We start from the raw sequence: 23,276 nt of genomic DNA, 5'->3' as shown, positions 1-23,276 counted from the left end.
TTCGGGCCCGGTCACGCTGAATCGAAGCGGCCCCCGCGCGGGGATTGTTGCCCGGCCAGGGCTGCTTTGGTTCGAGATGGACGCCATTTCGGCGCCCCTTCAGGATTTACCTCACGGATTCACCAAGATGGTCCATCGCCGCGCCAGGAAGGATTGAAATATCGACACATTCCTTCGCCTTCCTTCCTGGCGTTGAACCATATTTCCTCAATCCCGATGGCGCCGTTTACGCCCGGTGAGCTCCAATCCGTTATTCCTTGGGCGTCACCCAAACTTCGACTGGCGTGATGAACTTGCCCGGAGCGGGCTTACCGACATGCACGCGATCTGCGGTCACCTGCTCGCCAGTCGAAAGATGGAAGGTAACCCACGGCTTGGGCATGCGTTCGAACTTCATCTTCTGGATGATTTGGCCGGTGGTCGTGTTCATGATTTGCGCGATGATACTCATGGGCAGCCCGCTAGCGCCGATTGCGGAGGGGCGTCCATGCCGCAAATCTGGTTATCCAGTGAAATAATATAAATGCGTATTCTATAGTTTTATTGAAATAATATGCCTAATGCCGTCGAGTTTCCGACCCTTCTTGATTTCCGGGACCATGCTTGCTGCAATCGCCTTCAGGCGCTGCTCCGCGACAACCTCCGAAGCCTCCGGCTATGAAAATTGCTCCGATAAGAGGCACGTAAAGCCGCCAACACCGGCACTCCGATCACCCTCGGGTCTTGACGTAAAGATTGGGCGGAAGTCCGAGTTCGCGGCGGAACATCGCCGTGAATGCGCTCGGGCTATCGTAACCGTGTTCCAGTGCCACTTCGAGCACAGTTGCCCCCGCAGCGAGGCGGGGCAGGCTCAGCAACAGCCGCATGCGGCGAAGCCATGCGCCGAAGCTCATTCCCAATTCGCGATGGAACATCCGGGCCAAAGTGCGCCCACTGACGTGAACTTGCGCGGCCAACCCCTCCAAAGTCACCGGCGCGGACGGATCCGCTATCATCGCCTCGCACAGCCGCATCAACCGCCGATCGCGCGGAAGTGGAACGTGCATGTGCAGGCGCGGCGCTGCGGTGATCTCATCGAGGATCAGTTCCATCACGCGCTCGTCCCGCCCGCCCGGCACATAGTTTAGGGGGATCGCCGTCGCCTCGACCAGCGCCTCGCGGAGGAAGGGGGAGATTTCTATCACCTCACACGTGACGGGTAGATCGGACCGAGCGTCGGGCCCGACGAACAGCGTGCGCATCGAGACATCGCCGGCAATGCGGATCGCGTGCTCGACTTCGGGCGGCATCCACACCGCACGCCCTGTCGGGACGACCCAGCTTCCTTCCGCGCACGTCACTGTCATCACACCCGTGAGCGTGTGGATGAGCTGCGCGCGCGGATGGCTGTGCGGGGCGATATGCTGACCATTTGGATGCTCGCTCGCAAAAGCCGCAATCGGCCGCGCCGCACGCTGGCACTCATCAACAGTCCGCAAGATGTCCATTTCACGACGATTATTGTCACACCCGCAGGAGATGGACAAGCGCGTATGCCCTAACGGAACGGGCCCAAGATGCTCTGAAAGACCCTGCTTCCGTGCCCCAGCCCTCTGCATCGCTTCCTGCCGCGATCCTGCCGCTTGCTCTGTTGGCAGGGTGCGCGGCTGCGCCGTCTGCCCCACCCCGCTCGACGATTGCGCTGCCCGAAGCGCCCTCCTCGGCCGACCTGACACCGTCGCAGTGGTGGCGCCTTTACAACGAACCCGCTCTCGACGCGCTGATCGCGGAGGCGTTGACCAATAACCGGGACCTTCAGGCGGCCAAAGCCCGGCTGCTCGAAGCACGCGCGGTGTTGCGCGAAGCGGAAGGCAATCGTTTGCCAGATACCACACTCTCCGCAGGTGCTGGCCTGGGCAGCACGTTGCAGGACCAGATCGAGGCGGCCTCTCGGCAAAGTTCGCATGTCCGCACCGGCTCGCGCTTCGATTTTGGCGCAGACCTCACATGGGAACTCGACCTTTTCGGCCAGATCGATGCCTCGATCCGGGCTGAATCGGCAGACAGCGAGGCGGAAGCCGCATTGCTCGATGCGGCGCGCGTGGCCATTGCCGCACAAGTGGTGCGCGGTTGGGTCGACACCTGCGGCCTGTCGCGCCGAATGGCGATAGCGCGGGAAGATGAAGCGCTGGCGGCACGCAACCGCCAGATCGTAGAGACCCTGCGGGATGCGGGCGCGGTCACAGAAGGCGAGGTCGCGGAAGCTGCGGCCGAGGAGGCGCGCGCCCGTACCGTGCGCCCCGCACTGGAAGCCCGGCGGCAGGAGGCGCTGGAGGCCCTGGCAGTGCTCGCGGGCCGCGTGCCGTCGGACGTGCCCGCCGCCGCTGAGGCGTGCACGCGTCTGCCGGAATTCGCTTCCGCTCCGCCGCAACTGGATGGCCGGGCGCTTCTGAACCGTCGTCCAGACGTGCGCGCGGCCGAACTGAGGCTCAAGGCCAGCACCGCGCGGATCGGCGTCGCCGTGGGCGATCTCTACCCGCATATCGCCTTGGGCGCCGGGATCGCGAGTTCGGCGAAGACGCCCGGAGATCTTGGCCTACGCAACAATATGGTCTGGCGACTGGGCCCTCTGCTCTCGTGGAGCTTTCCCAATGTGAGCGCCGCCCGGGCCCGGATCGCGCAGGCACGCGCCCGGGAGCGCGGTGAACTGGCCCGGTTCGACGCCGCGATCCTCACGGCACTTCAGGAAGCAGGTGCCGCGGCTTCCGCGCTCGATGCCGCAGCGCGAACGCGCAACGCCCGCCGCCTTGCTGCAGAGCGCAGCGATAAAGCCGCCGAACTCATGCGCGCGAACCGCGCGGCGGGCGGTGCAGATGCGCTGGAGGCGCTTGCTGCCGAGCGCGGCGCCCTTTCTGACCGGGCCGCACTGGCCGAAGCCAACCTCGACTTTGCCGCCGCACAAGTCACGCTTTTCCGCGCCCTTGGCGGAGGATGGGAAGGCGCGCCCGATCCGGCGGCGTCGCCACTGATCCGCTCGTCCCTGCCCACCACACCGCGTTCGACCTCGTGATCGACCATAACCCGATGAGTAATGAGACAATGACCGATGCAGCTTCCCCAGCCCGCACCCTTCGTCCATCCCGCAGGCATCTCACGCTTTCGGCTGCGGCCTTGGTGCTCGTCGGCGGGGCAGTCTGGGGGCTGCACTGGTGGTCGGTCGAACGCTTTATGGTCGATACCGACAACGCCTATGCTCGCGCCGACGTGGTGACAGTGGCACCGCTGGTGGCTGGGCGCGTGGTCGAATTGGCGGTAGCGGACAACCAGCGTGTGACGGCCGGACAAGTGCTCGCGCAGATCGACGACCGCGATTACCGGGCACGGCGGGAGGCGGCCGCAGGTGCCGTGGCGGCAGCCGAGGCGGATATCGCCGCGCAGCAAGCCCGTATCGCCAATCTGGGCGCACAGTTAAGCCAGCAGGACAGCGTGATCGCCCACAGCGTTGCGGCAGCCACGGCCAGCGCCGCCGATGCGTATCGCGGCAATCTGGAGTTCCAGCGCCAACGCCTGCTCACCCGGCAGGCCGTCGCCAGCGCGCAGGCCCTCGAAAGTGCCGAGGCCGATGCCCGCCGGACACAGTCTCAGCTTGCAGCCGCCAACGCATCGGCCGCCGCCGAGCGCAAACGACTCCCCGTGCTAGCCACGCAGCAACAAGCTGCACGAGCCGATCTGGACAAGGCGAGAGCCACGTTCCGTCAGGCCCATGCGGCACTGGATCTGGCTGTCCTGCAACTCACCCGCACCGTGATCCGCGCACCGGTTTCCGGCACTATCGGTCAACGCACGCTTCGTGTGGGCGAATACGTTGAGCCTGGCACGCCAGTCATGGCCGTTGTGCCGGACGCGGTTTATATCGTTGCCAACTACAAGGAGACGCAAGTCGATCGCGTGCGCCCCGGCCAACCGGCACGGATCGCGGTCGACGCTTTTGGCGGTGAGACGCTCACCGGCCATGTGGACAGCATCGCGCCCGCATCAGGCGCAGAGTTCGCTCTGCTGCCGCCCGACAATGCCACCGGCAACTTCACCAAGATCGTCCAGCGGATGCCCGTGCGTATCCATCTCGATCCCGGACAGCGCCGCGCCAGGGGCCTCCACCCCGGCATGTCGGTGGTAACGCAGATAGACACCCGGGAGAGCGGACGATGAGCGGCGGCAGCGGAGGGGAAACGGTCTCCACGCGGGCGTGGGTCGCGGTGCTCGGCGGTGTGGTCGGCTGCTTCATGGCGGGCATGAACGTCCACGTCACCAATGCTTCGCTGCCCGACGTGCGCGGTTCTCTGGGTGCTTCGTTCGAGGAAGGGGCGTGGATCACCACCGCCTACCTGGTCGCGGAAATCATTGTCATCCCGCTGACCGGCTGGCTGGTTTCGGTCTTCTCGATGCGGCGAGTGTTGATGGTGGGAACGGCCGGTTTCGTGATGTTTTCCATCGTCTGCTCGCTGGCCCCCAATATCGGTGTAATGATCGCGGCGCGGGCGCTTCAGGGTGCTTTCGGCGGCGTGCTGATTCCGCTGTCGTTCCAGATCATCGTTACCGAACTGCCGCCTTCCAAACACCCGTTCGGGATGGCGCTGTTCGCCGTCGCCAATAACGTGGCGCAGGCCGCCGGGCCCTCGCTGGGCGGATGGCTGACCGAGGCCTACGACTGGCGTTGGATCTTCTATCTGCAAGTGCCGCCGGGCTTGCTGCTACTCGCCGCGATCGGCTGGGCGACACCGCGCACGCCCATGGCGCTAAGCAAGCTTCGCAGCGGCGACTGGGCCGGAATCGCGACCATGGCCATCGGCCTCTCGTCCTTGCAGATCATGCTGGAGGAAGGCGGCAGGAAGGACTGGTTCACGTCGTCCTTCATCGTCAATTCCGCGTTGAGCGCGGCGATCTGCCTGACCGCCTTTGTGGTGATCGAACTGCGCCGCAAGGATCCGTTCATCGATTTGCGCCTCTTGGGCCGCCGGAACTTCAGTCTCGCCAGCCTGATGCAGTTCACGTTCGGAGCAGCGGTATTCGGCGTGGTGTTCTTGGTGCCGAACTACTTTGCGGAAGCCCATGGCTACAACGCACTTCAGATCGGCCTGACCATGATCCCCTACGGACTGGTCCAGTTCGCCATGTCCTTCGCATCGCCGCGCCTGATGAAATGGTTCGGCGTGCGGGTAGTCGTCATGCTGGGTTTCGCGGTGATGGCGGCAGGGTGCCTGATGAACATTCACCTTGATGGCGATGCAGCCAGCAATGTAATCGTGCCGTCGCTGGTGGTGCGCGGGATCGGGCAATCGTTCATCGTCGTCGCGCTTGGCGTCATGGCGGTGGACGGTCTGGAGAAGTCCGAACTCGGATCCGCATCGGGCCTGTTTTCGACGCTGCGCAATGTGGGCGGCGCCATCGGCATCGCCATTGCCGGACAGATCGTCGTCGACCGCGAGAAGCTCCACGCAAGCCGGATCGGCGAAGCGATCACGCCGTTTTCGCAGTCCTACCGTGATCGCATGGTGGACATGGTGCGCTTGCTTGGGCACGGACAAGTGGACCGCCACACCGCCCTCCACGGCCCGGCGACCGGTCCGCTCCGGCAACAGGCGCTCGCGCTGCTGGATGGGACAGTGCACCGTCAGGCGCTGCTGCTGGCCTATAGCGACGCCTTCCTGATCGCCGGGCTGGCCATGGGTGTCTGCGCGATTGGGAGCCTTTGCCTCAAGCGATCGCACTGAAACGGCCTCTCACGGGAAATACTGACTTTTGGCGTGAAGATTACCTGCGTATAGTTCCGGTGTCGTTTCCACACGCAGCTAGTGGAACGGCGCCGTTTTCAGAGAAGATTGCTTAAAATCGGCCGATTTCAGAGAGTATGTCGTTAGTTAATACGCATTAACCAGATATCTAAACCGCAGTTTCAGCCGGAATGCATGATGCTCCCCGCAGCAGGAGGCTAGAAATGCCAAGTATGGGAAACAAATGCGGTGCGCTGGCCATGGCGCTGCTGATCTTTACGGCGACGTCGGCCAGTGCCTATGACGGCACGTCGATCTCGGTGTCCGGTAGGGTGCCGACCGTTTGCCAGGTCAGCATTGCCGGTTCGTCCGCCCGTCCCATTCAGGCCGGCACTAATGACCTTGGCGTCATGAACGAGCTTTGCAACAACCTCGCCGGCTACACGGTGACCCTGAATCATCCGGCCGGTCTGGTGAATTCATGGGTAGAGGTCGGCAGCCAGCGCATTACGATCTCTCCGAACGACACCCAGACGGTGATCGTCGACAATCGCGCGCCCGCCTACAGGACCGAGCCGCTGCGTCTGGTCCTTTCGCAGGCCCCTGAAAGCGCGACGAACTTCAGCCTCAATGCAGAGGCGAAGGGCACCATTTTTTGAGCCGGTAGCCCCGCTTGAAAGCGGGGCCGACCTGCCGTCCGGAGATTACGGCCTCCCAGCCGAGCACCCGTCGCCGCCCGACAGCCCAAGGCGCGGCGAGAATGTCAGCGTGACGATATCGCTATACTTGCCCGCAGGCATGCGCTGGATATCCCGGCTCTGGAGTTCCACCTGCACGTTGTGGTTGCGGCCGCTGGGCGCTGGTGTCTGGCTGCACGTCACGGTCGACTGGTTCGATACCGGGAAACCCGACAACTTCAACGCATAAGGCAGCGCAGCGTCGTCTCCATCGAAGCGCTTCATCACGCCGCGATCCTGCGCGACACGGATTTCGTAAGGCACGGTGGACTGTGCAGTGACGGTCAGGCCGCGAACGGGATTACCGCTAGACCCGTCGATATCACCGAAATCGATACGCCCTCTTTGCGAACCGGCCGAGCCGACGAAGGTCGCGATGCGCTCGGGCACTGTCACATCGACGGCCACCTGACTGCCCAGTTGCGTGCCGCGATCGATCTCATCCCGACCGGCAAGGCAAACGAAGCGAAGCTCAAGCGGCTGATAGTAATTCCCGGCGACGATCCCCTGCCCCGCCGGAATCTGCAGCCGAAAGTTCTGGTTCACGTTGTCGCCCGTGGCGTTGGCGGAAAATTCGATCAGCGCGCCATTGGTCGCATTCGGCTGTTCCGCACCGGACACGAGGATCATCCGCCCGGCGTCCTGAACCCAGCGGATATCGTAGCGGACCGAATTGTTGCGCCCGAGCGCCGACCCCCGATTGACCGCGCCGGGGTTGGCCAGAACCAGTCGCACCGCCGTCACGCGCGGATCGAGGCGGCGGACGTGTATGGTGAAGATCCGCTCGATCCCGGCCGGATTGAAGGGGTCGTAGTCCACGTTGAGTTCGCTGGCGGAAGCGCGAAAGTCCACGCAGTTTGCCTGGGCCAATTGCGGGAATGCAACGGCGAGCAAACTTAACAGTGGCAGGAGAGCGGTGGCAATCTTCATTGGATTCTCTCCGGCTTTAAGGCAGCCCCGCGCTGCAATGCGTCGCCTGTCGTCACATCGATCTCATAGACGAGCGTTCCCTCGTCCGTCGGCATTTCGATCCGCCACTTCCCTGCGCGCAGTCCTTGTACCGCGAAACGGCCGGATCGGTTGGTGAACATGTCGACAGGCTTGCGATCCGGCTTTGAGACTTCGATCGCATGCCCGCCGACCAGTGCCAGCGGCGTACCATCCGGCTTCAGAAGTTGACCGGCGTACGTGACGAAATAGTCCGAACCGATTTCGATCAGATGGCCCGACCGATAGGGCGGACGAACCTGGATGATGCCGGTGCCGACATCGTAACCCGCCGGTGCGCCGGGAACGTCGTAAGTGATGAGCCGCGGTGAATAGGCGGAAAGCTGTGGTACGACCGCCCCGCCGAAGAGTCCCGACTTGGCGACATAATCATCACCGCGTGGATCGATGTAGACGGGCGCGCCCTTCAGCGAGTCGTGCGTCTTGACGATCGCGAAGCTGTCGTAGATCGGCCGGGAAAGGGCAACCGAACCGCCCGCGTAGGCCAACGAGAAGGCTGCGCGCAGCGAGGTACGCTGATCGGTGATGGTCCCGTCGTTGTCGAAGGACGTGTAATGCGCCGCACCCAGTTCGGCCCGGTTCGTCATGTAGTTCACCGTGGCATTGAGACCGACCGAGTCGTCGACCCGATCGATATTCGCCGACGCATTGTAGGACCCGACACCGGTGCCGCTGGAACGCTGATAGCTCAAGCGGGCGCGATCGTTCTGGGTGTCAAAGTCGCTCGTGACGCTTGAATTCTGGTCGAAGCGATAGATCAGCGACACTCGGGCACCCGGACCCGAAGCGCGCTCACTCTTCTCGTAGCTTGCCTCGGCTGTCAGCAGCAACCGCTGGTTGGGCCGCCATCCATAAGTGGCGCGGAAAGTGGACTGGTCCTGCCGGGATCCGCGTCCGACCGAATAGAAACCGTCGAGGCTGAAATAATGGTCTGCGCCCAGAGACTGCGAATAGGTCGCGCCGATATCGAGCATGTAGGGATTGCTGGCGGCCAGCGTATCGGGCAACGCGAAATCCTTGCTGGTCGCCTGAATGGAGGCGGTCAACGATCGGGCGTTGTTTTCGGTCCCCACGAAGGACAGTTCGTAGCCGATATTGACCGCATAGCCGCTGCCGACCCACGTGTTGTGCGATCCGGCAAGGTTCAGCGCCAGTGTGCCGACGGGCGAGGCCCAGACCACTTCGGCACCGGCCACGGCGCCCCGGCGCTGGGCCTGGAAGTTGGCGCCTACCGTCAGTTCCTCCGTCAGACCATGGCGATAGAAGCCCGATGCGACGGGTTCGTCGCTATACGTGCGGCCATTGGTATCGAACGGCGTCTTTACGCCGCCGTAGATCCCGAACTCGCTCAATCCAGCAGCCAGCAGCGTGCGGTCGAAATTGATAGAGAACGAGATCACGTTCTCGCGGCCCGAGTCGTCCCTGATGAGCAGCTTTACGTCGTTCGAGCCTTGGGCGAACGGGAAGTCGCTGATGTCATAGGTGCCGGGATTGAGGCGCGTGACCTGCACCGACTGGCCGTTCACGATCGTTTCGACCGTGGAGGCGCGCGTCAGCGTGAACGACCTCTGTCCCTGCGGCTGCACGTTCCGCTGCGGGTCCAGATCTGCATAGACGCGCGAGAGCGAAACACCCGCCATCGGGCTCGTGCCCGAAAACCCGCGGGAGACCGGTTCAAGGTCGCCCACGGTGTAGCGCGCCGTGTGCTGCTGGTCGTCGTAAACCAGCCGGGTGCCTTCGCGGCGAAACACGTCCTGCACGCTCGCCTCGTTTTCGAGCACGACACCGCCCACCCGCACGGCACTGTCCAGCAGGACGTTCGGGGTGATGAAACCGGTTTGCGGGCCCGTGTAGACGTAATCGCTGTTGATGAAGGCCGTGACATAGGCCGAAACGGCTTCGGCGGGCTGGATCGGGCCGGCGACAGGCTCGTATCCGCTCATGACACGGAGCGACTGGCGTTGACGGACCTTGGGGTCCACCGTCATCAGCAGGCCCAGCGTGCTGGGATCGTAGGCCAGCGAAACGCCGTACTTCGGCAAATCGGCAATCGAAACCGTAGGCTGCGTGCTGACGCCATCGGCAAGGCGCTGCCAGACATCGGCGGAAAGCACATTCCGCAGCAGCGGCAGCAGGTCCTGCACATCGATCAGGATGCTGTCGTCGGCCTTCAGGGTGTAGGAGACTTCGCCCAGCACGAACCCGTTGTCCGAGAGCGGGCCGCCCATCGGAATATCCCGCCCGGTAGGGTTCAGGCGCTTGGCCGCGCTGTGCCCAGCGAGCCCGGCATCGGGGGCAGCGGCCACCACGCTGGGGGTGGCGCTGCTCATGGCCGTTCCGCTCATCAGAGCCGGCAGCGCAGTCGTACCTTCAGGCACGCTTGCCGCCAGTGAACTGAACGGAACCAGCCCCGCCAAGCCTAGCAGATAGAAGGGATAGCGGTTTGGCACGGCGTCATTTTCTTCCGGCCGAATTCAGCTCGACTGACAGGGTACCGGACGCGTCCGGCAGTTCGACGTTCATCGGAAGGATCCGGCTCGCCTTGGACGGCACGAGGCCGAGCCCCATGGTCTCGCGGATTTCTTCCGGCTCGAATGTTTTGCGATAGGCTTCGGTACCGTCGCCGCGGCGTTCCACCACGGTCATGCGGTTGCTGGCCAGGTAGCCGTACGTGCCGCCGTCGTTGGTGACTTTCACGACGGGCTGCGGCTTGCCCTGGGCGTCCTTGCCGATGGTCGCTTCGACGATCTTCAGCGAAGGCGTCTCGGAAGCCGAACCGACGCTGACGAGAACCTTGAAGCGATGAAGAACCTGAATGGTGTTCTGGCCGTCCGGCATGGTAACCGGCAGCTGGGCGATGGTGACGTAGAAGTGCTTGCTCTCACCGGCGGCAGGCTGCCCGATCCATTGGACCCGGAATGCCTGCGACTGGTTGGCTGCCAGAGTGGCCTGGCTGGGGAAGACCAGCAGATCGTCACCCTCTGCGTTCTCGTCTTCCTGAAGTTCGCCGTTCACCACGTTGACAGGATGGACCGTCACTTCCACGGGAACCGTGTCCGGGAAGGTGTTCTGCAACGTGACGATGGCTGAGGCCCGGCGCCCCGTGGTTTGCAGGTCGACAACGACAGGCTGCACGTTAAGCGCCACAGCCGGGGTAGCAGTAGCCAGCAATGCTGTCAGCGACACCAGCGCGTGCGCGGCGTGTCGCGCAAAACGCGAATTCATCATCTTCATCCTGAAACGGCGCGGTCCGGAAAGGTTGGAGGCGGGCCGAAGCCCGCCTCCAGAGAAATCAGGCAGCCGGGGTCAGCTCGATCGAGACGTAACCCGTGTAGTTGCCAGCAGCCATCCGACGATCGGTGAGCGACGACCAGTTCGTGGCGGTGCGGTTGGCACCGTTCGACGAAGCAACAGCCGTACCGTCGCTGACGGCCTTCGTGAACTTTACGTGGGTTTCGACGGCGCTCAGGCTGTCGTGGCCGCCGAAGCGCTGGGCAACGGTCGAACCGGCGTCGGTCGAGGTCGAGTCAAGGGCCAGGCCGTTGATCGAGGTGTCGAGGTTGTAGCGGATGTACTGAGCGAAGTCGCCCTGTGCCAGGCCGTTGCCGGTCGCGCCGTCAAGGGCGAGAACAGCGCGCGACACCTTAACGTTGCTGCCGCCGTTGTTGCAGAAGGCAACGACGTTGGCGTCGGTCAGCTTCTGGGCGATCTCATCGGTCACGGTCGAACGGACCTTGGCGTTGGCGTCGGTCAGGTCACCGATGGTGATCGACGAAGCCTGCGACGAGATGCCGCACTTGCTGTCGACTTCAGCCTTGATGTCGATGCTGGTGGTGGTGGCAGCCTGCGCGCCACCGGCCACGAGGAAGATCGCTGCTGCGCTGGCGGTGAGAATCGAACGCTTCATAATCAATTCCTTAGGCAATATAGCGCACAATGGCGCGGATGATGTAGAACCCCATGTGCGGTTCTTGCGAATTACATCGGATCCCGCATGGGCAACCGATGGCTGAACGACACGCCGACCCACGCGCCGTCCTTCAGATGGAGAGCTGCCTTATGCGCGTGGCCCGACCACCAGAATTAGAGTGTCCTTGTAGTGACCGGCAGCAAGCCGCGGCTGAGCCGTGGACTGCGCAGGCCAATCGATCTTGACGACCGCGTTGCGGCCGATGCTGATACCGGGACCCGACTTGAGCCCGTTCCCCGGCACGAGGCTGGCGAAAGAGCATCGGCCTCCGTCGATGAGATCGCCGGATCCGCAGCGCTCGCTGCGGACCATGCCCTTGTCCGTCTCCAGAGAGATCGACACCCGGTAGGACTTGCTGAAGGCAAAGCCCGATCCGTCGTCGGAAGCATCCAGATTGGTGAGAGCACCGCGCTGCGACGTGACGCCGAGCGCATAAGGCGTGTTGCAGTCGAGACCGACCGCGAACGAGAAATCAGCAGCGCTTTCAAGATCGCGCGGCGCATTGTAGCTAACCGGACCGCCGGCGGCGAAGCCGCAGCGTTCCTTGATGCTGGCAACCACGTCGATCGAGACGGAGTCGCTGTGGGCATGTGCAGAAGTTGCAGAAAGAAGTGCCGCGACCAGCACACTGCCGGTCCGGCAGGCGGCGGACGCTCGCCGCCGTGACCACACGGAATGCATTAAGGCCCCACTTAATTTCCGAGCGCGTTCAGCCCCCTGCTGCCCGCATCCACTCGCCCTAACTAGGTATGAATGCGGCTTAGAAATGGACCGACGGATTAGCAAATACAAAATGTTAGCTAATTGATTACTACCCATTTTGGCACAGGTCTGCGGCAGTTCCTGAACGATTCTCGCGCGTTGATGACGCCTCGAATCTCGGATTCAAGCGCTTTCGACGAATTGCGACGGTCATGTTGCAGGCCATGTTCGCGACATGGAATGGTTGGAATTCCTCGCAATTTATATCCGAATCGGACGAATCGCCGCTTGCAAGGAATACCCAAAAGGATTCGCACGCCCCGTCTGGGAGCCACGGCTACTCTGGTTTCGGCGTTCGCGAGGCGCTAAGGGGCCGGGATGTCGACCGTCAAAGATCTCGCACACCTGGGCAAGCGCATTGCCGCTCAGCATGGCTGGGCCGCAGCCAAGGCATTCAAAGCCTATGAAATGAACGAAGCCGACCGTGCCACCTTGTCGAAGTGCGCAGTGGATCTGCTGAAAGTCTTTCCGGCCATCCCGGGTGCGGGCGCGGAAATGAGCGCCGCTTTGGCGGTGGGACTGGAAAGCCGGCTGGCAGCGCCAATCCACGTCGTGGCCGGAACCCTGGCCGTGGAGGGCGTGCCGGTCTTTGGCGACCGCACACCGTTCGATGGCGCCGAAGTCTTCAGCACGCCCAATCCCGCCTGGAATGGTCATGTCTGGGTGATGATCGGCCCCTATGTCGTGGATATCGCGATCTTTCGCGCTGCCTATTCGCGTCAGGGACCGGCGCGATTGGCCCGCCATATCGATCTGAATTTCGGGCCGAACAAGGGGCTCTACGTCGATCTCTGGAAGCGGACGCAGCAGGTGGACCTAAGCTACGAGCCCCACTATGTTCTCAGCGCCGATGAGGTGACCCGCCTGATGGGCGGCGCCTATCACATCATAAAGCAGGCCCAGCCCGACCAGCCCTGACCGGCCCGACCGGCTCCGTCGGACGGTTCAAAGTCAGTGCCTGCCTCTTGATCGCGGCCTTGGCAGTGCCCTAGATCGCTGGAGGCCGGCCCAATCGCCGGCAACGGGGGCTTTTCCATGATCTCTAAACGCGGGTTTCTCACGGGCGCGGTGGCCATGGCCGGCATCGCCATGACGTCACGGCTCTATGCCAGCGCTGCCACGGAACCGCGCTTGCCGACCGGCCCGGACGTCAAGCCGATTTCCCGCGAGGAGTACGCGGCCCGCATCGCCAAGCTTCAGGGCCTGATGCGCGAAGCCGGTATCGGCGCGCTCATAGTCGAATCCGGTTCGAGCCTGCGCTATTTCACCGGTATCGAATGGTGGCGCTCCGAGCGCGTGACCGCCGCGATCATCCCGGCGGACGGTGACACAGTCGTCGTCACCCCGGCCTTCGAGGAGCCCAGCGTGCGCGAAACCTTGCGCATTCCGGCGGAAGTCCGCCCATGGGACGAGGACCAGAGTCCGGAACTGCGGATGGCGAGCGTGCTGGTCGACCGCAAGGTGCCGAAAGGCAAAATCGCCATCGAGCCGACTTCTCGCTTCTTCATCTTCGACGCCTTGCGCAAGCAAGCGAGCGACTGGGAAGTGGTCTCGGGCGAGGCACTGGTCAACCGCTGCCGCCAGATCAAGTCGCCTGCCGAACTGGCGCTGATGCAGAGCGCCAACGACATTACCATGGCCGCGCTTCGCTATGTCCATGGCGAGATCAAGCCCGGCATGACTCAGCAGGACATCGCCAGCCTCATGGACAAGACGTCTGCCGCGATGGGCGGGCCGCCGGAATTCTCACTGGTGCTGCTCAACGAGGCGAGCGCCTATCCGCATGGCTCGGCGCAGCCGCAGGCAGTCCGCGAGGGATCGGTGATCCTCATGGACTGCGGCGCGCAAGTACACGGCTATCAGTCCGACATCTCCCGCAGTTGGGTCTACGGCGAACCATCGGCCCGCCAACGCAAGGTGTGGGATACCGTCAAGCGGGGGCAGGAGATCGCCTTGGAAGTCGCCCGGATCGGCACGCCCGTCGGCGCGATCGACGATGCGGTGCGGGCATTCTACACCCGCGAAGGCTGGGGCCCCGGTTATCGGCTGCCCGGACTGTCGCACCGCACGGGCCATGGCATCGGGCTCGACGGTCATGAATCGCCCTATCTGGTGCACGGCGACAACACGCGCCTTGAAGAAGGCATGTGCTTCTCGGACGAGCCGGGCCTCTACATTCCCGGCGAATTCGGTATCCGACTGGAGGACTGCTGGCACATGACGGCCTCCGGACCAAAGCTGTTCACGCCCTTGGCGAAGTCGATCGACCAGCCCGTTTGAACCGCTGAACGAACACCCCGATTTTTGTTGGGCGGGCCAGCGCGCGCCTATGCGTTGAAAGGCAGAAAGGCTCGCTATCCGTCGTCAACGCGCTCTTTGACGACGGCAATGCACGGTCCGTCACCATCCTGAAACTAACGGTGCCGTATCTGCACTTACCCGGCATCATGGATGCGATGTCGACATATGTGGCCCAGGACGCCCAAACGAGCGAACCGCACGGGCGCAGCCTGCGACTGCTCCGCAATGCCGCATTAATCCTCGTCGGCCTTATATTTACGGCATGGCTCATCCTGTTCGTGACGAAGGGCCGCTTTCTCAAGCATCCGTTCGAACACATCGCCAGTTCACTGTCAGACCGCCCGGTACGCGTATCCGGCGATTTCCAACTCTACTTCGCACCGCTGCGCATCAAGTTCCTCGCCGAAGGGATCGACGTCGCCAACCCCGCATGGGCCGGGCGCAAGAGCCTTTTCGCCGCCCGCCGGGTGGAAGCGCATATCGCCCCGCTTTCGCTGCTGCTCGGCCGACGCCACATCTACACGCTGGATCTCGATCAGGGCGTGGTCGATCTTGAGTGGGATGCGCGGCATCGAGCCAACACGTGGACGTTCGGTTCCGGCGGGGGCAAGCCGCTGGAATTTCCCCGCATCGACCGGGCAACGGTTTCGGGATCCCGCATCCGCTATCTTGACCCGCAGATGCCGCTGGAAGCCAACCTCCAAGTCGATCCGATCGTCTCGACCGATGCCCATATCGGCAAGGCCGTGGCCCTCCACGGCGATGGCACCCTGCGCGATACGCCGTTCCGCGTGCAGGCCCGCCTGCTCTCACCCGACGCGACGGTCAATCGCGGCGCCAATGCGCTGGAATTGCGCGCCTGGGCGGCGAACAGCGTGATCGATGTTTCCGGGCAACTGCCGTCGATTTCGCAAATCGAGAATGTACCGCTGCAAGTCCGCGCGCAGGGCCGGGACTTGTCGGACCTGCTCGATGTCGTCGACGTAGTTATCCCGCATACCCGCGACTATGTGCTGCGCTCAAAGCTGGTGAAGGACGGCACCAATTACCGCTTCACGAACCTGAGCGGCAGGTTCGGCCAGTCCGATCTCTCGGGGCAACTCACGATCGCCAATGACAAGCGGCTGCGCCTCACCGCCGCGCTGGTGACCCGCCGCCTCGACATCGTCGATGCCGCGCCATTTATCGGCTACAACCCGGACATCGTCGCCGCCAGAGGCGCGGTCGCGGCCGCCGCGGCGACCGGCGCCGGGCCCCAGCGGGTACTTCCCGACGCGCGCCTGCCGGTCGAGGCGCTTCAACGCTTCGACGCTACACTGAACTGGAAGATCGGCATGGTCCGTTCGAGGAATGTGCCGGTGCAGGACATCGCCCTTACTCTCCATCTCGACCGGGGCCGACTGGCGCTTTCGCCGCTGACTTTCTCGATGGCGCGGGGCGATGTCTCATCCGACCTCATCTTCGACACCCGCGAGCGCCCCACCGCGACCAGTTACGATATCCGGCTGTCGCCCACGCCGATGGGGCGGCTGCTTGCAGGCTACGGCCTTGCGCAATCCGGCACCACCGGCACTATCCGGGGCCGCATCAGGCTGGAGGGCCGGGGCGATACCATCCACGATTCGCTCGCCGGTTCCTCGGGCCGTATCGCCTTCGTCATGCCGCAGGGTACGCTGTGGACTCAGAATGCCCAGCTTGCCGAGTTGGATATCGGGACTTTCGTGACCAAGATGTTCGAAGGCAAGCTCAAGAAGCCCATAGAGGTCAACTGCGGCCTGCTCGCCTTCACGGTGCGCGGCGGTACAGCCGCGGCGGATCCGATCCTGATCGATACTTCCAAGAACGTCGTCACCGGACGCGGCGGCTTCAGCTTCGATAACGAGGCCCTCGATCTGGCCTTCCGGGCCGACGGAAAGAAGTTCAGCCTGTTTTCCGGCCAGTCTCCGGTCGGCATCGGCGGACACTTTGCGCACCCCTCGCTCAATGTCGTCAGCCCCGCGCTGCTGGCCCGCGCCGGAGCCGGGATCGGACTTGCGGTCGTTGCCGCGCCGGTGGCCGGGCTGCTTGCCTTCGTCGATATCGGCGATGCCAAGTCCGCGGCCTGCGGCCCTATTCTGGCGGGCGCAGGAGCCGCCGCACAGCGCACCACGAAAGGCAAGCCGCGCGACGATGTCGGCAATGGCCATGTGAAGAAGATCGACTAGCTGCCGAGCCGGCTCGGCGATCGATCATGCTCTAAGAAGAGGCTCTAAACGGGATCGTCCTCATTCGCGTTCGCTTGCAGTAAGTCGAGGCCATGTTGCACATGGACGGCCGCCAACGTTTGCCCGCAGGCATCCAGGCGGTCGAGCACATCCCTGAGTGCCGCCGCTATTTCCTAACGTTCGCTGAGCCGTTGTGCCTGCGAAAACGTGATGAGTGCTGCCGTCCTGAACTGATCGGGAACTCTGCCTAATCCCATTCGGTCGCCAGGCAAGAACGATGTCCTTGCAGAAGGCAATCAAAACGTTGCGGCGACGGCGCGAAGATACTCCTCCATTTGCGCTTTCGCTTGCTCGGTCAGCATGAGGAACGATCGTCTGCCGTCTTTCGGATCGTTTTGCCGCAGCACCAGCCCCTCCGCCTCAAGAATGGCTAGCCATCGCAGCGCGGTGGTCGATGCCGCCGCCGAAGCCAATGTGGCCGAGGTCACTGAAACCCGGCGGCCGGCATGTTCCGAGACGTAAAGGTCCAGCAACATATCCCATGCCGCTTCACCGAATATATGCTGCTTGAAGAAGGCAGCCCGCTTGCGGCGGCCGCCGTAGATACGTTTTGCCAATGCCAAAGGATCCGCCGGAGCGGAATTGGCAGATTCTCTCATGACCGGCGTCGCTTCGATCCGAACATCCAGTTTTCTAATAGTTTCCTCCAAGCCGTCTTTCATGTTTTTCGGCTCTATTTCCCGATACATGTTGGATTTCCTTTCCAATCATGGCGAGCAGGCGCCATGAAGGATTTGCCTGCACACGACAAACGCCTGAAACGCGATTTAACCCAAGTTTGCAAAAAGTTAACAGAGGTCCGACCCCACGCTTTGTGCAGCGCGGTCGGCCGGCAAACCATCACTTTATGGGTGCGCGCCGTGTTTAATGGTTAAGTTTTGTTTACTTCCGTCCGACCCATTTTCACGCAGTCTTCGGCGTAAGGACTGAACCGATCCCATCTGTCGCAATTGTCACGGTATGGAACGGCGCCCCTGCATTCGGGCCAAAGCCAGTTGGCAGCGTCTTGGTCGGACATCCTGTCGGGATTTCATGCGCCGGTTGCAGGAAACCTGGACGCGGCGCCGCCGTTGACACTCCGGCGCGCATTCCCCGCCTCGACGTTTCCGCAAGGAGAGCTCCATGCCCGACCGCACAATTGCCGATCTCATCGCCCGTACCCTTGCCAATGCCGGGGTAGAACGGATCTGGGGCGTCACCGGCGACAGCCTCAACGGGTTGAACGAAAGCCTGCGCAAATTGGGCAGAATCCGATGGATGATGACCCGGCACGAGGAAGTGGCAGCATTTGCGGCGGGCGCCGATGCCGCGCTGACGGGTAAACTGGGCGTCTGCGCCGGGTCCTGCGGCCCCGGCAATCTCCACCTCATCAATGGCCTGTTCGATTGCCACCGCAATCGCACCCCGGTCCTTGCGATTGCCGCGCACATTCCGTCGTCCGAGATCGGGCTCGGCTACTTCCAGGAAACGCACCCACAGGAACTGTTCCGCGAGTGTAGCCACTTCATCGAACTCGTCACCAATCCTCGCCAGATGCCGGAAGTGCTTCACCGCGCCATACGCACGGCAATCGGGCAGCAGGGCGTCGCGGTTATCGTCATACCGGGCGATGTTGCGCTTGCCGATGCGCCTGCAGGAGCGAACTTCCACTTTCCCGCCCTCACCCCAGCGCGCCTCATTCCCCGCGATGAAGAGATCGAAAAGTTGGTGGGCGAACTGGAGCGATCCAAGGCCGTCACTCTGCTTTGCGGCGCCGGTTGCGCCGATGCCCATGACGAGGTGATCGCGCTGGCCGACCGGCTCGGTGCCCCGATCGTCCACGCGCTGCGCGGCAAGGAACATGTCGAGTGGGACAATCCCTACGATGTCGGCATGACGGGCCTGATCGGCTTCTCGTCGGGCTATCATGCGATGGAGAACTGCGACACCTTGCTCATGCTGGGGACCGACTTCCCCTATCGCAACTTCTACCCCGTCGACGCCCAGATCATTCAGATCGACCGGGACCCCGCCCAGCTTGGCAAGCGGACGCCGATTGCGCTGGGGGTTGTCGGCGATGTGCAGGAGACATTGACGGCGGTGCTGCCCCGTATTGCGCGCAAGGAAGACCGCCGGTTTCTCGACGCCGCCCGCGCGCACTATATAGACACGCGCAAGAGCCTCGACGAACTCGCCGTGCCCGACAAGCCGGGCCGGCCAGTCCATCCGCAATATCTTGCGCGCCTGATCAGCGAGCTTGCCGACGAGGACGCGATCTTCGCCGCCGATGTCGGCACGCCGACGGTATGGGCGGCGCGCTATCTGACGATGACCGGCAAGCGGCGGCTGTTGTTTTCCGCCAATCACGGCTCGATGGCCAACGCCTTGCCGCAGGCACTTGGCGCACAGGCGGCCTGCCCCGGGCGACAGGTCATCTCGATGTCCGGCGATGGCGGCTTCGCCATGTCCATGGGAGATCTGCTGAGCGTCGGGCAACTGGACCTGCCGGTCAAGATCGTGATCTTCGACAATGGCTTGCTGGGCTTCGTCGCGATGGAGCAGAAGGCAGGCGGCTATCTCGACGTCAACGTTCAGCTCAAGAACCCCGATTTTGCCGCCATCGCCGAAGCGTCGGGAATACGGGGGTTTGATGTCCAAAGCTCCGAAACGCTGCGGGATGCGCTAAGCGAGGCTTTCGCCCATCCGGGCCCCGCACTGGTCAATGTCAGAACCGCGCCGCAGGAACTGGTGATGCCGCCCACGATCAAGTCCGAACAGGCGAAGGGCTTCAGCCTCTATATGCTCAAGGCCGTACTCAACGGCCGCGGGAGCGAGATCGTCGAATTGGCGAGGACGAATTTGCGCCGATAGCCACTTTTGTGACTGTTCGAAGTGGGTTGCACCGCCCGAGCGATGCTGCAACTGCACATGCATGTTTCTCCATTGCGCTGCGTCGCAGCACGGCGCATAACGATCAGGCCTTTCAGGCATCCTCTCCCAAACTTCACAAGCCGGCCCCTGTGGCCGGCTTTTCTTTTTCGCGGCGTCAATGCAGCGACTGGGTGCGGATGCTTCTCCGCAATATCCGCCGGTAGATCGTCAACCCGGCGATAATATCGCAAAATCCGAGATTTAACCACGAAAACGGCGGCTATGTATGAGATCGCTCTTCGGCGGGTGTCCACCGCCCGGTGGACAATTCGTTAGACCGATCGACACAATTGCAAATTACGCAATAGCGGTGGATCAGCTTGCATTTGCGTCAACCGGGGGGGAGGGCCAAATGGTCATCGACGCTGCAACGCAGCATATTTGTCGAGGTGTCCATGTTTTCGCTGCTCTCGCTCTATTTCGCTTCACGTCGTGATGTCGTTGTTGCCGAACGCCACATGTCCGGCCTGACCAAGCAGTCCGCTCCTGCCGCAACTGCAACGCCTGCTGCGGTCGAAGTCGAAACCGCTGCCGTTTCGGAAAACCTGCCGCTGGCTGCCTAAGCAGTCTCCGACCGGCAGCATTCCTATTCCGATATTTTGAACCGTCGCTCGGCGACGGGTTCCGGAACTGCTGGCTAATGTGGGATCGCAGCCAACAGCGCGGCCCCGACAAATGGTTTGGTCTGCTGCGCAATACAAGGCGCGCCTTCCCAGACCTTGCGCTCTGATGTCATCGGCGCGCTTGCGTCGACCCCGCCGATATCGATTGACATCCACCGCGCGAACAACTCTTATTGCATCGCAACAATTTCACACATCCACGCCTGTCTCTTCACGAAGATAAGGATGGAATGCCGATGCTGATTGTAGTGCAATTTCCGCCGCAAATCCTGGCACCATTCGCACCTCGACCGCGGCTTGAGGAATCACACCTATCCATCTCATTTTTCACGAAGGTATCGCCGCGCGATGCTGGACGTGATCCTGCGTGAGTATCCCTCCGCGCAGCAGAGAACCCAAACTCGTTGACCTCGCGCTTCAGGGCGGCGGAGCCCATGGCGCGTTTACATGGGGTGTACTGGACCGGTTGCTGGAAGAGCCATGGCTCCGGATCGACGGGATTTCCGGCACGTCGGCAGGCGCCATGAATGCCGCCGTGCTCGCGCACGGATATATCACGCAAGGTGCCGAGGGTGCCCGTGAAGCGCTGGAGAAGTTCTGGCGTCAGGTGTCCGAGGCGGCCCGGCTCAGCCCGCTCAAGCGCAGTCTCCTGGATATGCTACTGGGCCGGTGGTCACTCGATTACTCGCCGATCTTCCAGTCGATGGACATCATGGCGCGGGTGGTTTCGCCCTATTACCTCAATCCGCAGGGCTATAATCCGCTGCGGGACATTCTCGCAGACAGCATTTGCTTCGACACTCTGAACGAGAGTCCGATCAAGCTGTTCATCACCGCAACGAATGTCCAGACCGGGCGGGGGCGCGTGTTCCGCAATAGCGAACTGACGCCCGAGGTTCTGCTTGCCTCGGCCTGCCTGCCGACAATGTTTCACGCGGTGGAAATCGATGGCGAGCCCTATTGGGATGGCGGCTATTCCGGCAATCCCACACTGACCCCGCTCGTGCGGGACTGCGATTCCGAAGACACGATCATTGTTCAGGTAAATCCGGTGAAGCGGCCCGGAACCCCCTGCACGGCCAGTGAAATCGCGAACCGCCTCAACGAGGTTTCCTTCAACGCGGTGCTTCTCAAGGAATTGCGGATGATGGCCCTGCTGCATCAGGTCTCCGCCGCAAACGTGGAAGGGGCGACCGGCGAAGGCGCGAAATGGGCGCATATGCGCATCCACCGGATCGCCAGCGATGCCATGCTGGATCTGGGATATTCCTCCAAGCTCAATGCCGAATGGGCGTTTCTCCTGCATTTGCGAGACATTGGCCGGGCCGAGGCGAACACGTTCCTGGCCGAACACGGCAATGCCATCGGCAAGCGATCCTCGTTCGACATCAGCGAGTTGCTCGACAGTGTCTGAAGCGCTGAGTTTTGTCGGCATCATCGTGGGCCTGGGCACCTTGATGCTGTTCGCCTTTCGCGGGTGGAGCGTCCTGTTCCTCGCGCCTGCCTGCGCCCTTCTGGCTGCGGCATTTTCCGGGTTCCCCCTGCTGGCAAGCTGGACCCAAGTTTTCATGGGCAGTGCCGCCGGCTTTTTGGGCCAGTTCCTGCCGCTCTTCCTGCTTGGTGCGACTTTCGCAAAGCTCATGAACGATAGCGGCTCGGTCAATACGATTGCCGAATTCATGTCGGCCCGACTGGGGCCCGACCGGGCCATTCTGGCCGTGGTCCTTGCCGGCGCGCTGCTGACTTACGGGGGAGTCAGCCTGTTCGTTGCATTCTTCGTGCTGGTGCCGATGGCACAAGCCATGTTCAAGGCGGCGGACATTCCGCGCCGACTGGTTCCGGCAACGATCATCCTTGGCACATCCACTTTCACGATGACGGCTCTTCCGGGAACGCCCGCCATCCAGAACGCGATCCCCATGCCGTTTTTCGGCACGACGGCATTCGCCGCGCCTGGGCTTGGCATCATCGCCTCGGCATTGATGCTAGGAATAGGGCTGACATGGCTTCAGCGTGCCAAGTCCGTCGCGGTGGGCAGCGGCGAAGGCCACGGGCAGGCGCGCTTGTCCACGCCCGATACCGCAAAGATGCGCGAACATACGATTACGGCCTCCAGCTTCGACCCTTCCGAGGCCCAACATCCCGTGGCCGCCGCCAGCCAACCGTCGTTCGCCATTGCCCTTATCCCGTTCGCGGTGATGGTCTGCACCAACCTCATCCTGTCGCTTGTCGTGTTCCGGGGCCGCGAAGCCACGTTTCTGGCCCGGCACGAGTGGGGCCAGACGACGCTCGGCGCGGTAGCGGGCCTATGGTCCGTACTGGCAGCGCTAATATTGGCGACGGTGACCGTGGTGGCGCTGAACCGGACGCGGCTCACCAATCTGCGCGGCGCGATCGACAGCGGCATGAATGCGGCCGTGCTGCCCGCCATGAGCGTAGCCAGCCTTGTCGGTTTCGGCGCGGTGATTGCGACGCTCCCCGCCTTCATCGTTGTCCGCGAATGGGTGCTGGGCCTCAACGGCGGCCCTCTGGTGACGCTGGCGGTAGCGACCAACCTGCTCGCCGCCCTGACCGGATCGGCGTCCGGCGGACTGACGATCGCGCTCGAGGCCCTTGGCTCAACGTACATGGACATCGCCCGGCAGAGCGGCATCGATCCGGCCCTGATGCACCGCGTCGCCACGATCGGCGCGGGCACGCTTGACATTCTGCCCCATAACGGCGCCGTCATCACGCTGCTTTCCCTGTGCGGAACCAACCACCGCGAAAGCTACCGGCTCATCGCCGAAGTGGGCATCATCGGCTCGCTGATCGCACTGGTGGTGGTCATTGCTCTAGGCGGATTTTTCGGCTCCTTCTAAGCGATTAGCCCCCTGCGATTACTCGACAATCGGCCCGCCACTGTGCGATGCTCCCGCCACGGAGAGTTTCACCGCACAGGAGCGGATCGT

The 23,276-nt window shown here is 62.8% G+C and carries 19 protein-coding genes; 11 read left to right on the top strand and 8 right to left on the bottom strand.

The features are described from left to right. Positions 1-250: 250 nt before the first annotated feature. Together AC1VVM_RS18510 and AC1VVM_RS18505 are read right to left on the bottom strand one after the other, a co-directional pair. Positions 251-451: a hypothetical protein gene (locus AC1VVM_RS18510; protein WP_207904656.1), complete on the bottom strand. Its 201-nt coding sequence runs from the start codon at positions 449-451 to the stop codon at positions 251-253. 259 nt (positions 452-710) lie between these two features. Next, positions 711-1,478, bottom strand: a complete 768-nt coding sequence (locus tag AC1VVM_RS18505; RefSeq protein ID WP_482905262.1) for an AraC family transcriptional regulator — start codon at positions 1,476-1,478, stop codon at positions 711-713. Between the two features lie 101 nt (positions 1,479-1,579). Here AC1VVM_RS18505 and AC1VVM_RS18500 point away from each other — a divergent pair, with 101 nt between their 5' ends. From AC1VVM_RS18500 to AC1VVM_RS18485, 4 genes are all read left to right on the top strand, one after another. Next, positions 1,580-3,049, top strand: a complete 1,470-nt coding sequence (locus AC1VVM_RS18500) for an efflux transporter outer membrane subunit (RefSeq protein WP_482957045.1) — start codon at positions 1,580-1,582, stop codon at positions 3,047-3,049. A gap of 29 nt (positions 3,050-3,078) precedes the next feature. Beyond that, on the top strand, positions 3,079-4,188 hold the full coding sequence (locus AC1VVM_RS18495) for an HlyD family secretion protein (RefSeq protein WP_482957044.1): 1,110 nt from the start codon (positions 3,079-3,081) through the stop codon (positions 4,186-4,188). After that, positions 4,185-5,750 (top strand): DHA2 family efflux MFS transporter permease subunit, encoded by a 1,566-nt coding sequence (locus AC1VVM_RS18490; protein ID WP_482905259.1) that lies wholly within the window; start codon positions 4,185-4,187, stop codon positions 5,748-5,750. Before AC1VVM_RS18495 ends, AC1VVM_RS18490 begins: the two co-directional genes overlap by 4 nt. A 224-nt stretch (positions 5,751-5,974) precedes the next feature. Beyond that, on the top strand, positions 5,975-6,409 hold the full coding sequence (locus tag AC1VVM_RS18485) for a hypothetical protein (RefSeq protein ID WP_482905258.1): 435 nt from the start codon (positions 5,975-5,977) through the stop codon (positions 6,407-6,409). A 45-nt stretch (positions 6,410-6,454) separates the two neighbouring features. Here AC1VVM_RS18485 and AC1VVM_RS18480 read toward each other — a convergent pair whose 3' ends face one another. The 5 genes from AC1VVM_RS18480 to AC1VVM_RS18460 all read right to left on the bottom strand — a co-directional run bounded on the left by AC1VVM_RS18480 (position 6,455) and on the right by AC1VVM_RS18460 (position 12,146). Beyond that, positions 6,455-7,417, bottom strand: coding sequence for a hypothetical protein (locus tag AC1VVM_RS18480; RefSeq protein WP_482957043.1), 963 nt, complete (start codon positions 7,415-7,417; stop codon positions 6,455-6,457). Beyond that, positions 7,414-9,945: a fimbria/pilus outer membrane usher protein gene (locus AC1VVM_RS18475; protein ID WP_482957042.1), complete on the bottom strand. Its 2,532-nt coding sequence runs from the start codon at positions 9,943-9,945 to the stop codon at positions 7,414-7,416. The genes AC1VVM_RS18480 and AC1VVM_RS18475 overlap by 4 nt, the downstream gene beginning before the upstream one ends. A 4-nt stretch (positions 9,946-9,949) precedes the next feature. After that, positions 9,950-10,720, bottom strand: coding sequence for a fimbria/pilus periplasmic chaperone (locus AC1VVM_RS18470; protein WP_482957041.1), 771 nt, complete (start codon positions 10,718-10,720; stop codon positions 9,950-9,952). A 67-nt stretch (positions 10,721-10,787) separates the two neighbouring features. Next, positions 10,788-11,402: a hypothetical protein gene (locus AC1VVM_RS18465; protein WP_132386090.1), complete on the bottom strand. Its 615-nt coding sequence runs from the start codon at positions 11,400-11,402 to the stop codon at positions 10,788-10,790. A 150-nt stretch (positions 11,403-11,552) separates the two neighbouring features. Continuing rightward, the gene (locus AC1VVM_RS18460) at positions 11,553-12,146 is read right to left on the bottom strand and encodes a hypothetical protein (RefSeq protein WP_482957040.1); all 594 of its coding nucleotides are present in this window, start codon (positions 12,144-12,146) and stop codon (positions 11,553-11,555) included. 399 nt (positions 12,147-12,545) lie between these two features. On the opposite strand from AC1VVM_RS18460, the gene AC1VVM_RS18455 reads away from it, so the two are divergent. From AC1VVM_RS18455 to AC1VVM_RS18445, 3 genes are all read left to right on the top strand, one after another. Continuing rightward, entirely contained in the window at positions 12,546-13,145 is a 600-nt protein-coding gene (locus AC1VVM_RS18455; protein WP_482957039.1) for a hypothetical protein, read from the top strand. Between the two features lie 117 nt (positions 13,146-13,262). After that, positions 13,263-14,507 carry a M24 family metallopeptidase gene (locus AC1VVM_RS18450; RefSeq protein ID WP_482957038.1) on the top strand — a complete coding sequence of 415 codons (1,245 nt, stop codon included), beginning with the start codon at positions 13,263-13,265 and terminating at the stop codon, positions 14,505-14,507. 176 nt (positions 14,508-14,683) lie between these two features. Beyond that, positions 14,684-16,732 (top strand): AsmA family protein, encoded by a 2,049-nt coding sequence (locus tag AC1VVM_RS18445; protein ID WP_482957350.1) that lies wholly within the window; start codon positions 14,684-14,686, stop codon positions 16,730-16,732. Between the two features lie 296 nt (positions 16,733-17,028). Here AC1VVM_RS18445 and AC1VVM_RS18440 read toward each other — a convergent pair whose 3' ends face one another. Continuing rightward, on the bottom strand, positions 17,029-17,481 hold the full coding sequence (locus AC1VVM_RS18440) for a MarR family transcriptional regulator (protein WP_482905250.1): 453 nt from the start codon (positions 17,479-17,481) through the stop codon (positions 17,029-17,031). 433 nt (positions 17,482-17,914) lie between these two features. Here AC1VVM_RS18440 and poxB point away from each other — a divergent pair, with 433 nt between their 5' ends. The 4 genes from poxB (at position 17,915) to AC1VVM_RS18420 (ending at position 23,186) form a co-directional block, all read left to right on the top strand. Beyond that, a complete protein-coding gene (gene poxB, locus AC1VVM_RS18435) occupies positions 17,915-19,642 on the top strand; it encodes a ubiquinone-dependent pyruvate dehydrogenase (RefSeq protein WP_482957037.1) in 1,728 nt (575 codons plus the stop codon). Between the two features lie 455 nt (positions 19,643-20,097). Next, positions 20,098-20,265, top strand: a complete 168-nt coding sequence (locus AC1VVM_RS18430; protein WP_482905248.1) for a hypothetical protein — start codon at positions 20,098-20,100, stop codon at positions 20,263-20,265. A 427-nt stretch (positions 20,266-20,692) separates the two neighbouring features. Next, the gene (locus AC1VVM_RS18425; protein ID WP_482905247.1) at positions 20,693-21,739 is read left to right on the top strand and encodes a patatin-like phospholipase family protein; all 1,047 of its coding nucleotides are present in this window, start codon (positions 20,693-20,695) and stop codon (positions 21,737-21,739) included. Further along, entirely contained in the window at positions 21,732-23,186 is a 1,455-nt protein-coding gene (locus tag AC1VVM_RS18420) for a GntP family permease (protein ID WP_482957036.1), read from the top strand. Before AC1VVM_RS18425 ends, AC1VVM_RS18420 begins: the two co-directional genes overlap by 8 nt. Positions 23,187-23,276: the final 90 nt, after the last annotated feature.

The organism is Novosphingobium sp. BL-S-33 (genome assembly GCF_056857025.1).
Note: the sequence above shows the minus strand (reverse complement) of the source record. Positions and strands in the feature narration are given on the sequence as shown.

Bases quoted from the DNA above. Each gene is read 5' to 3' on its own strand.
- AC1VVM_RS18465 (WP_132386090.1), bottom strand. From the start codon at position 11,402: ATGAAGCGTTCGATTCTCACCGCCAGCGCAGCAGCGATCTTCCTCGTG.
- AC1VVM_RS18470 (WP_482957041.1), bottom strand. From the start codon at position 10,720: ATGAATTCGCGTTTTGCGCGACACGCCGCGCACGCGCTGGTGTCGCTG.
- AC1VVM_RS18485 (WP_482905258.1), top strand. From the start codon at position 5,975: ATGCCAAGTATGGGAAACAAATGCGGTGCGCTGGCCATGGCGCTGCTG.
- AC1VVM_RS18450 (WP_482957038.1), top strand. From the start codon at position 13,263: ATGATCTCTAAACGCGGGTTTCTCACGGGCGCGGTGGCCATGGCCGGC.
- AC1VVM_RS18495 (WP_482957044.1), top strand. From the start codon at position 3,079: ATGACCGATGCAGCTTCCCCAGCCCGCACCCTTCGTCCATCCCGCAGG.
- AC1VVM_RS18510 (WP_207904656.1), bottom strand. From the start codon at position 451: ATGAGTATCATCGCGCAAATCATGAACACGACCACCGGCCAAATCATC.
- AC1VVM_RS18445 (WP_482957350.1), top strand. From the start codon at position 14,684: ATGTCGACATATGTGGCCCAGGACGCCCAAACGAGCGAACCGCACGGG.
- AC1VVM_RS18490 (WP_482905259.1), top strand. From the start codon at position 4,185: ATGAGCGGCGGCAGCGGAGGGGAAACGGTCTCCACGCGGGCGTGGGTC.
- AC1VVM_RS18460 (WP_482957040.1), bottom strand. From the start codon at position 12,146: ATGCATTCCGTGTGGTCACGGCGGCGAGCGTCCGCCGCCTGCCGGACC.
- AC1VVM_RS18430 (WP_482905248.1), top strand. From the start codon at position 20,098: ATGTTTTCGCTGCTCTCGCTCTATTTCGCTTCACGTCGTGATGTCGTT.
- AC1VVM_RS18455 (WP_482957039.1), top strand. From the start codon at position 12,546: ATGTCGACCGTCAAAGATCTCGCACACCTGGGCAAGCGCATTGCCGCT.
- AC1VVM_RS18480 (WP_482957043.1), bottom strand. From the start codon at position 7,417: ATGAAGATTGCCACCGCTCTCCTGCCACTGTTAAGTTTGCTCGCCGTT.
- AC1VVM_RS18440 (WP_482905250.1), bottom strand. From the start codon at position 17,481: ATGTATCGGGAAATAGAGCCGAAAAACATGAAAGACGGCTTGGAGGAA.
- poxB (WP_482957037.1), top strand. From the start codon at position 17,915: ATGCCCGACCGCACAATTGCCGATCTCATCGCCCGTACCCTTGCCAAT.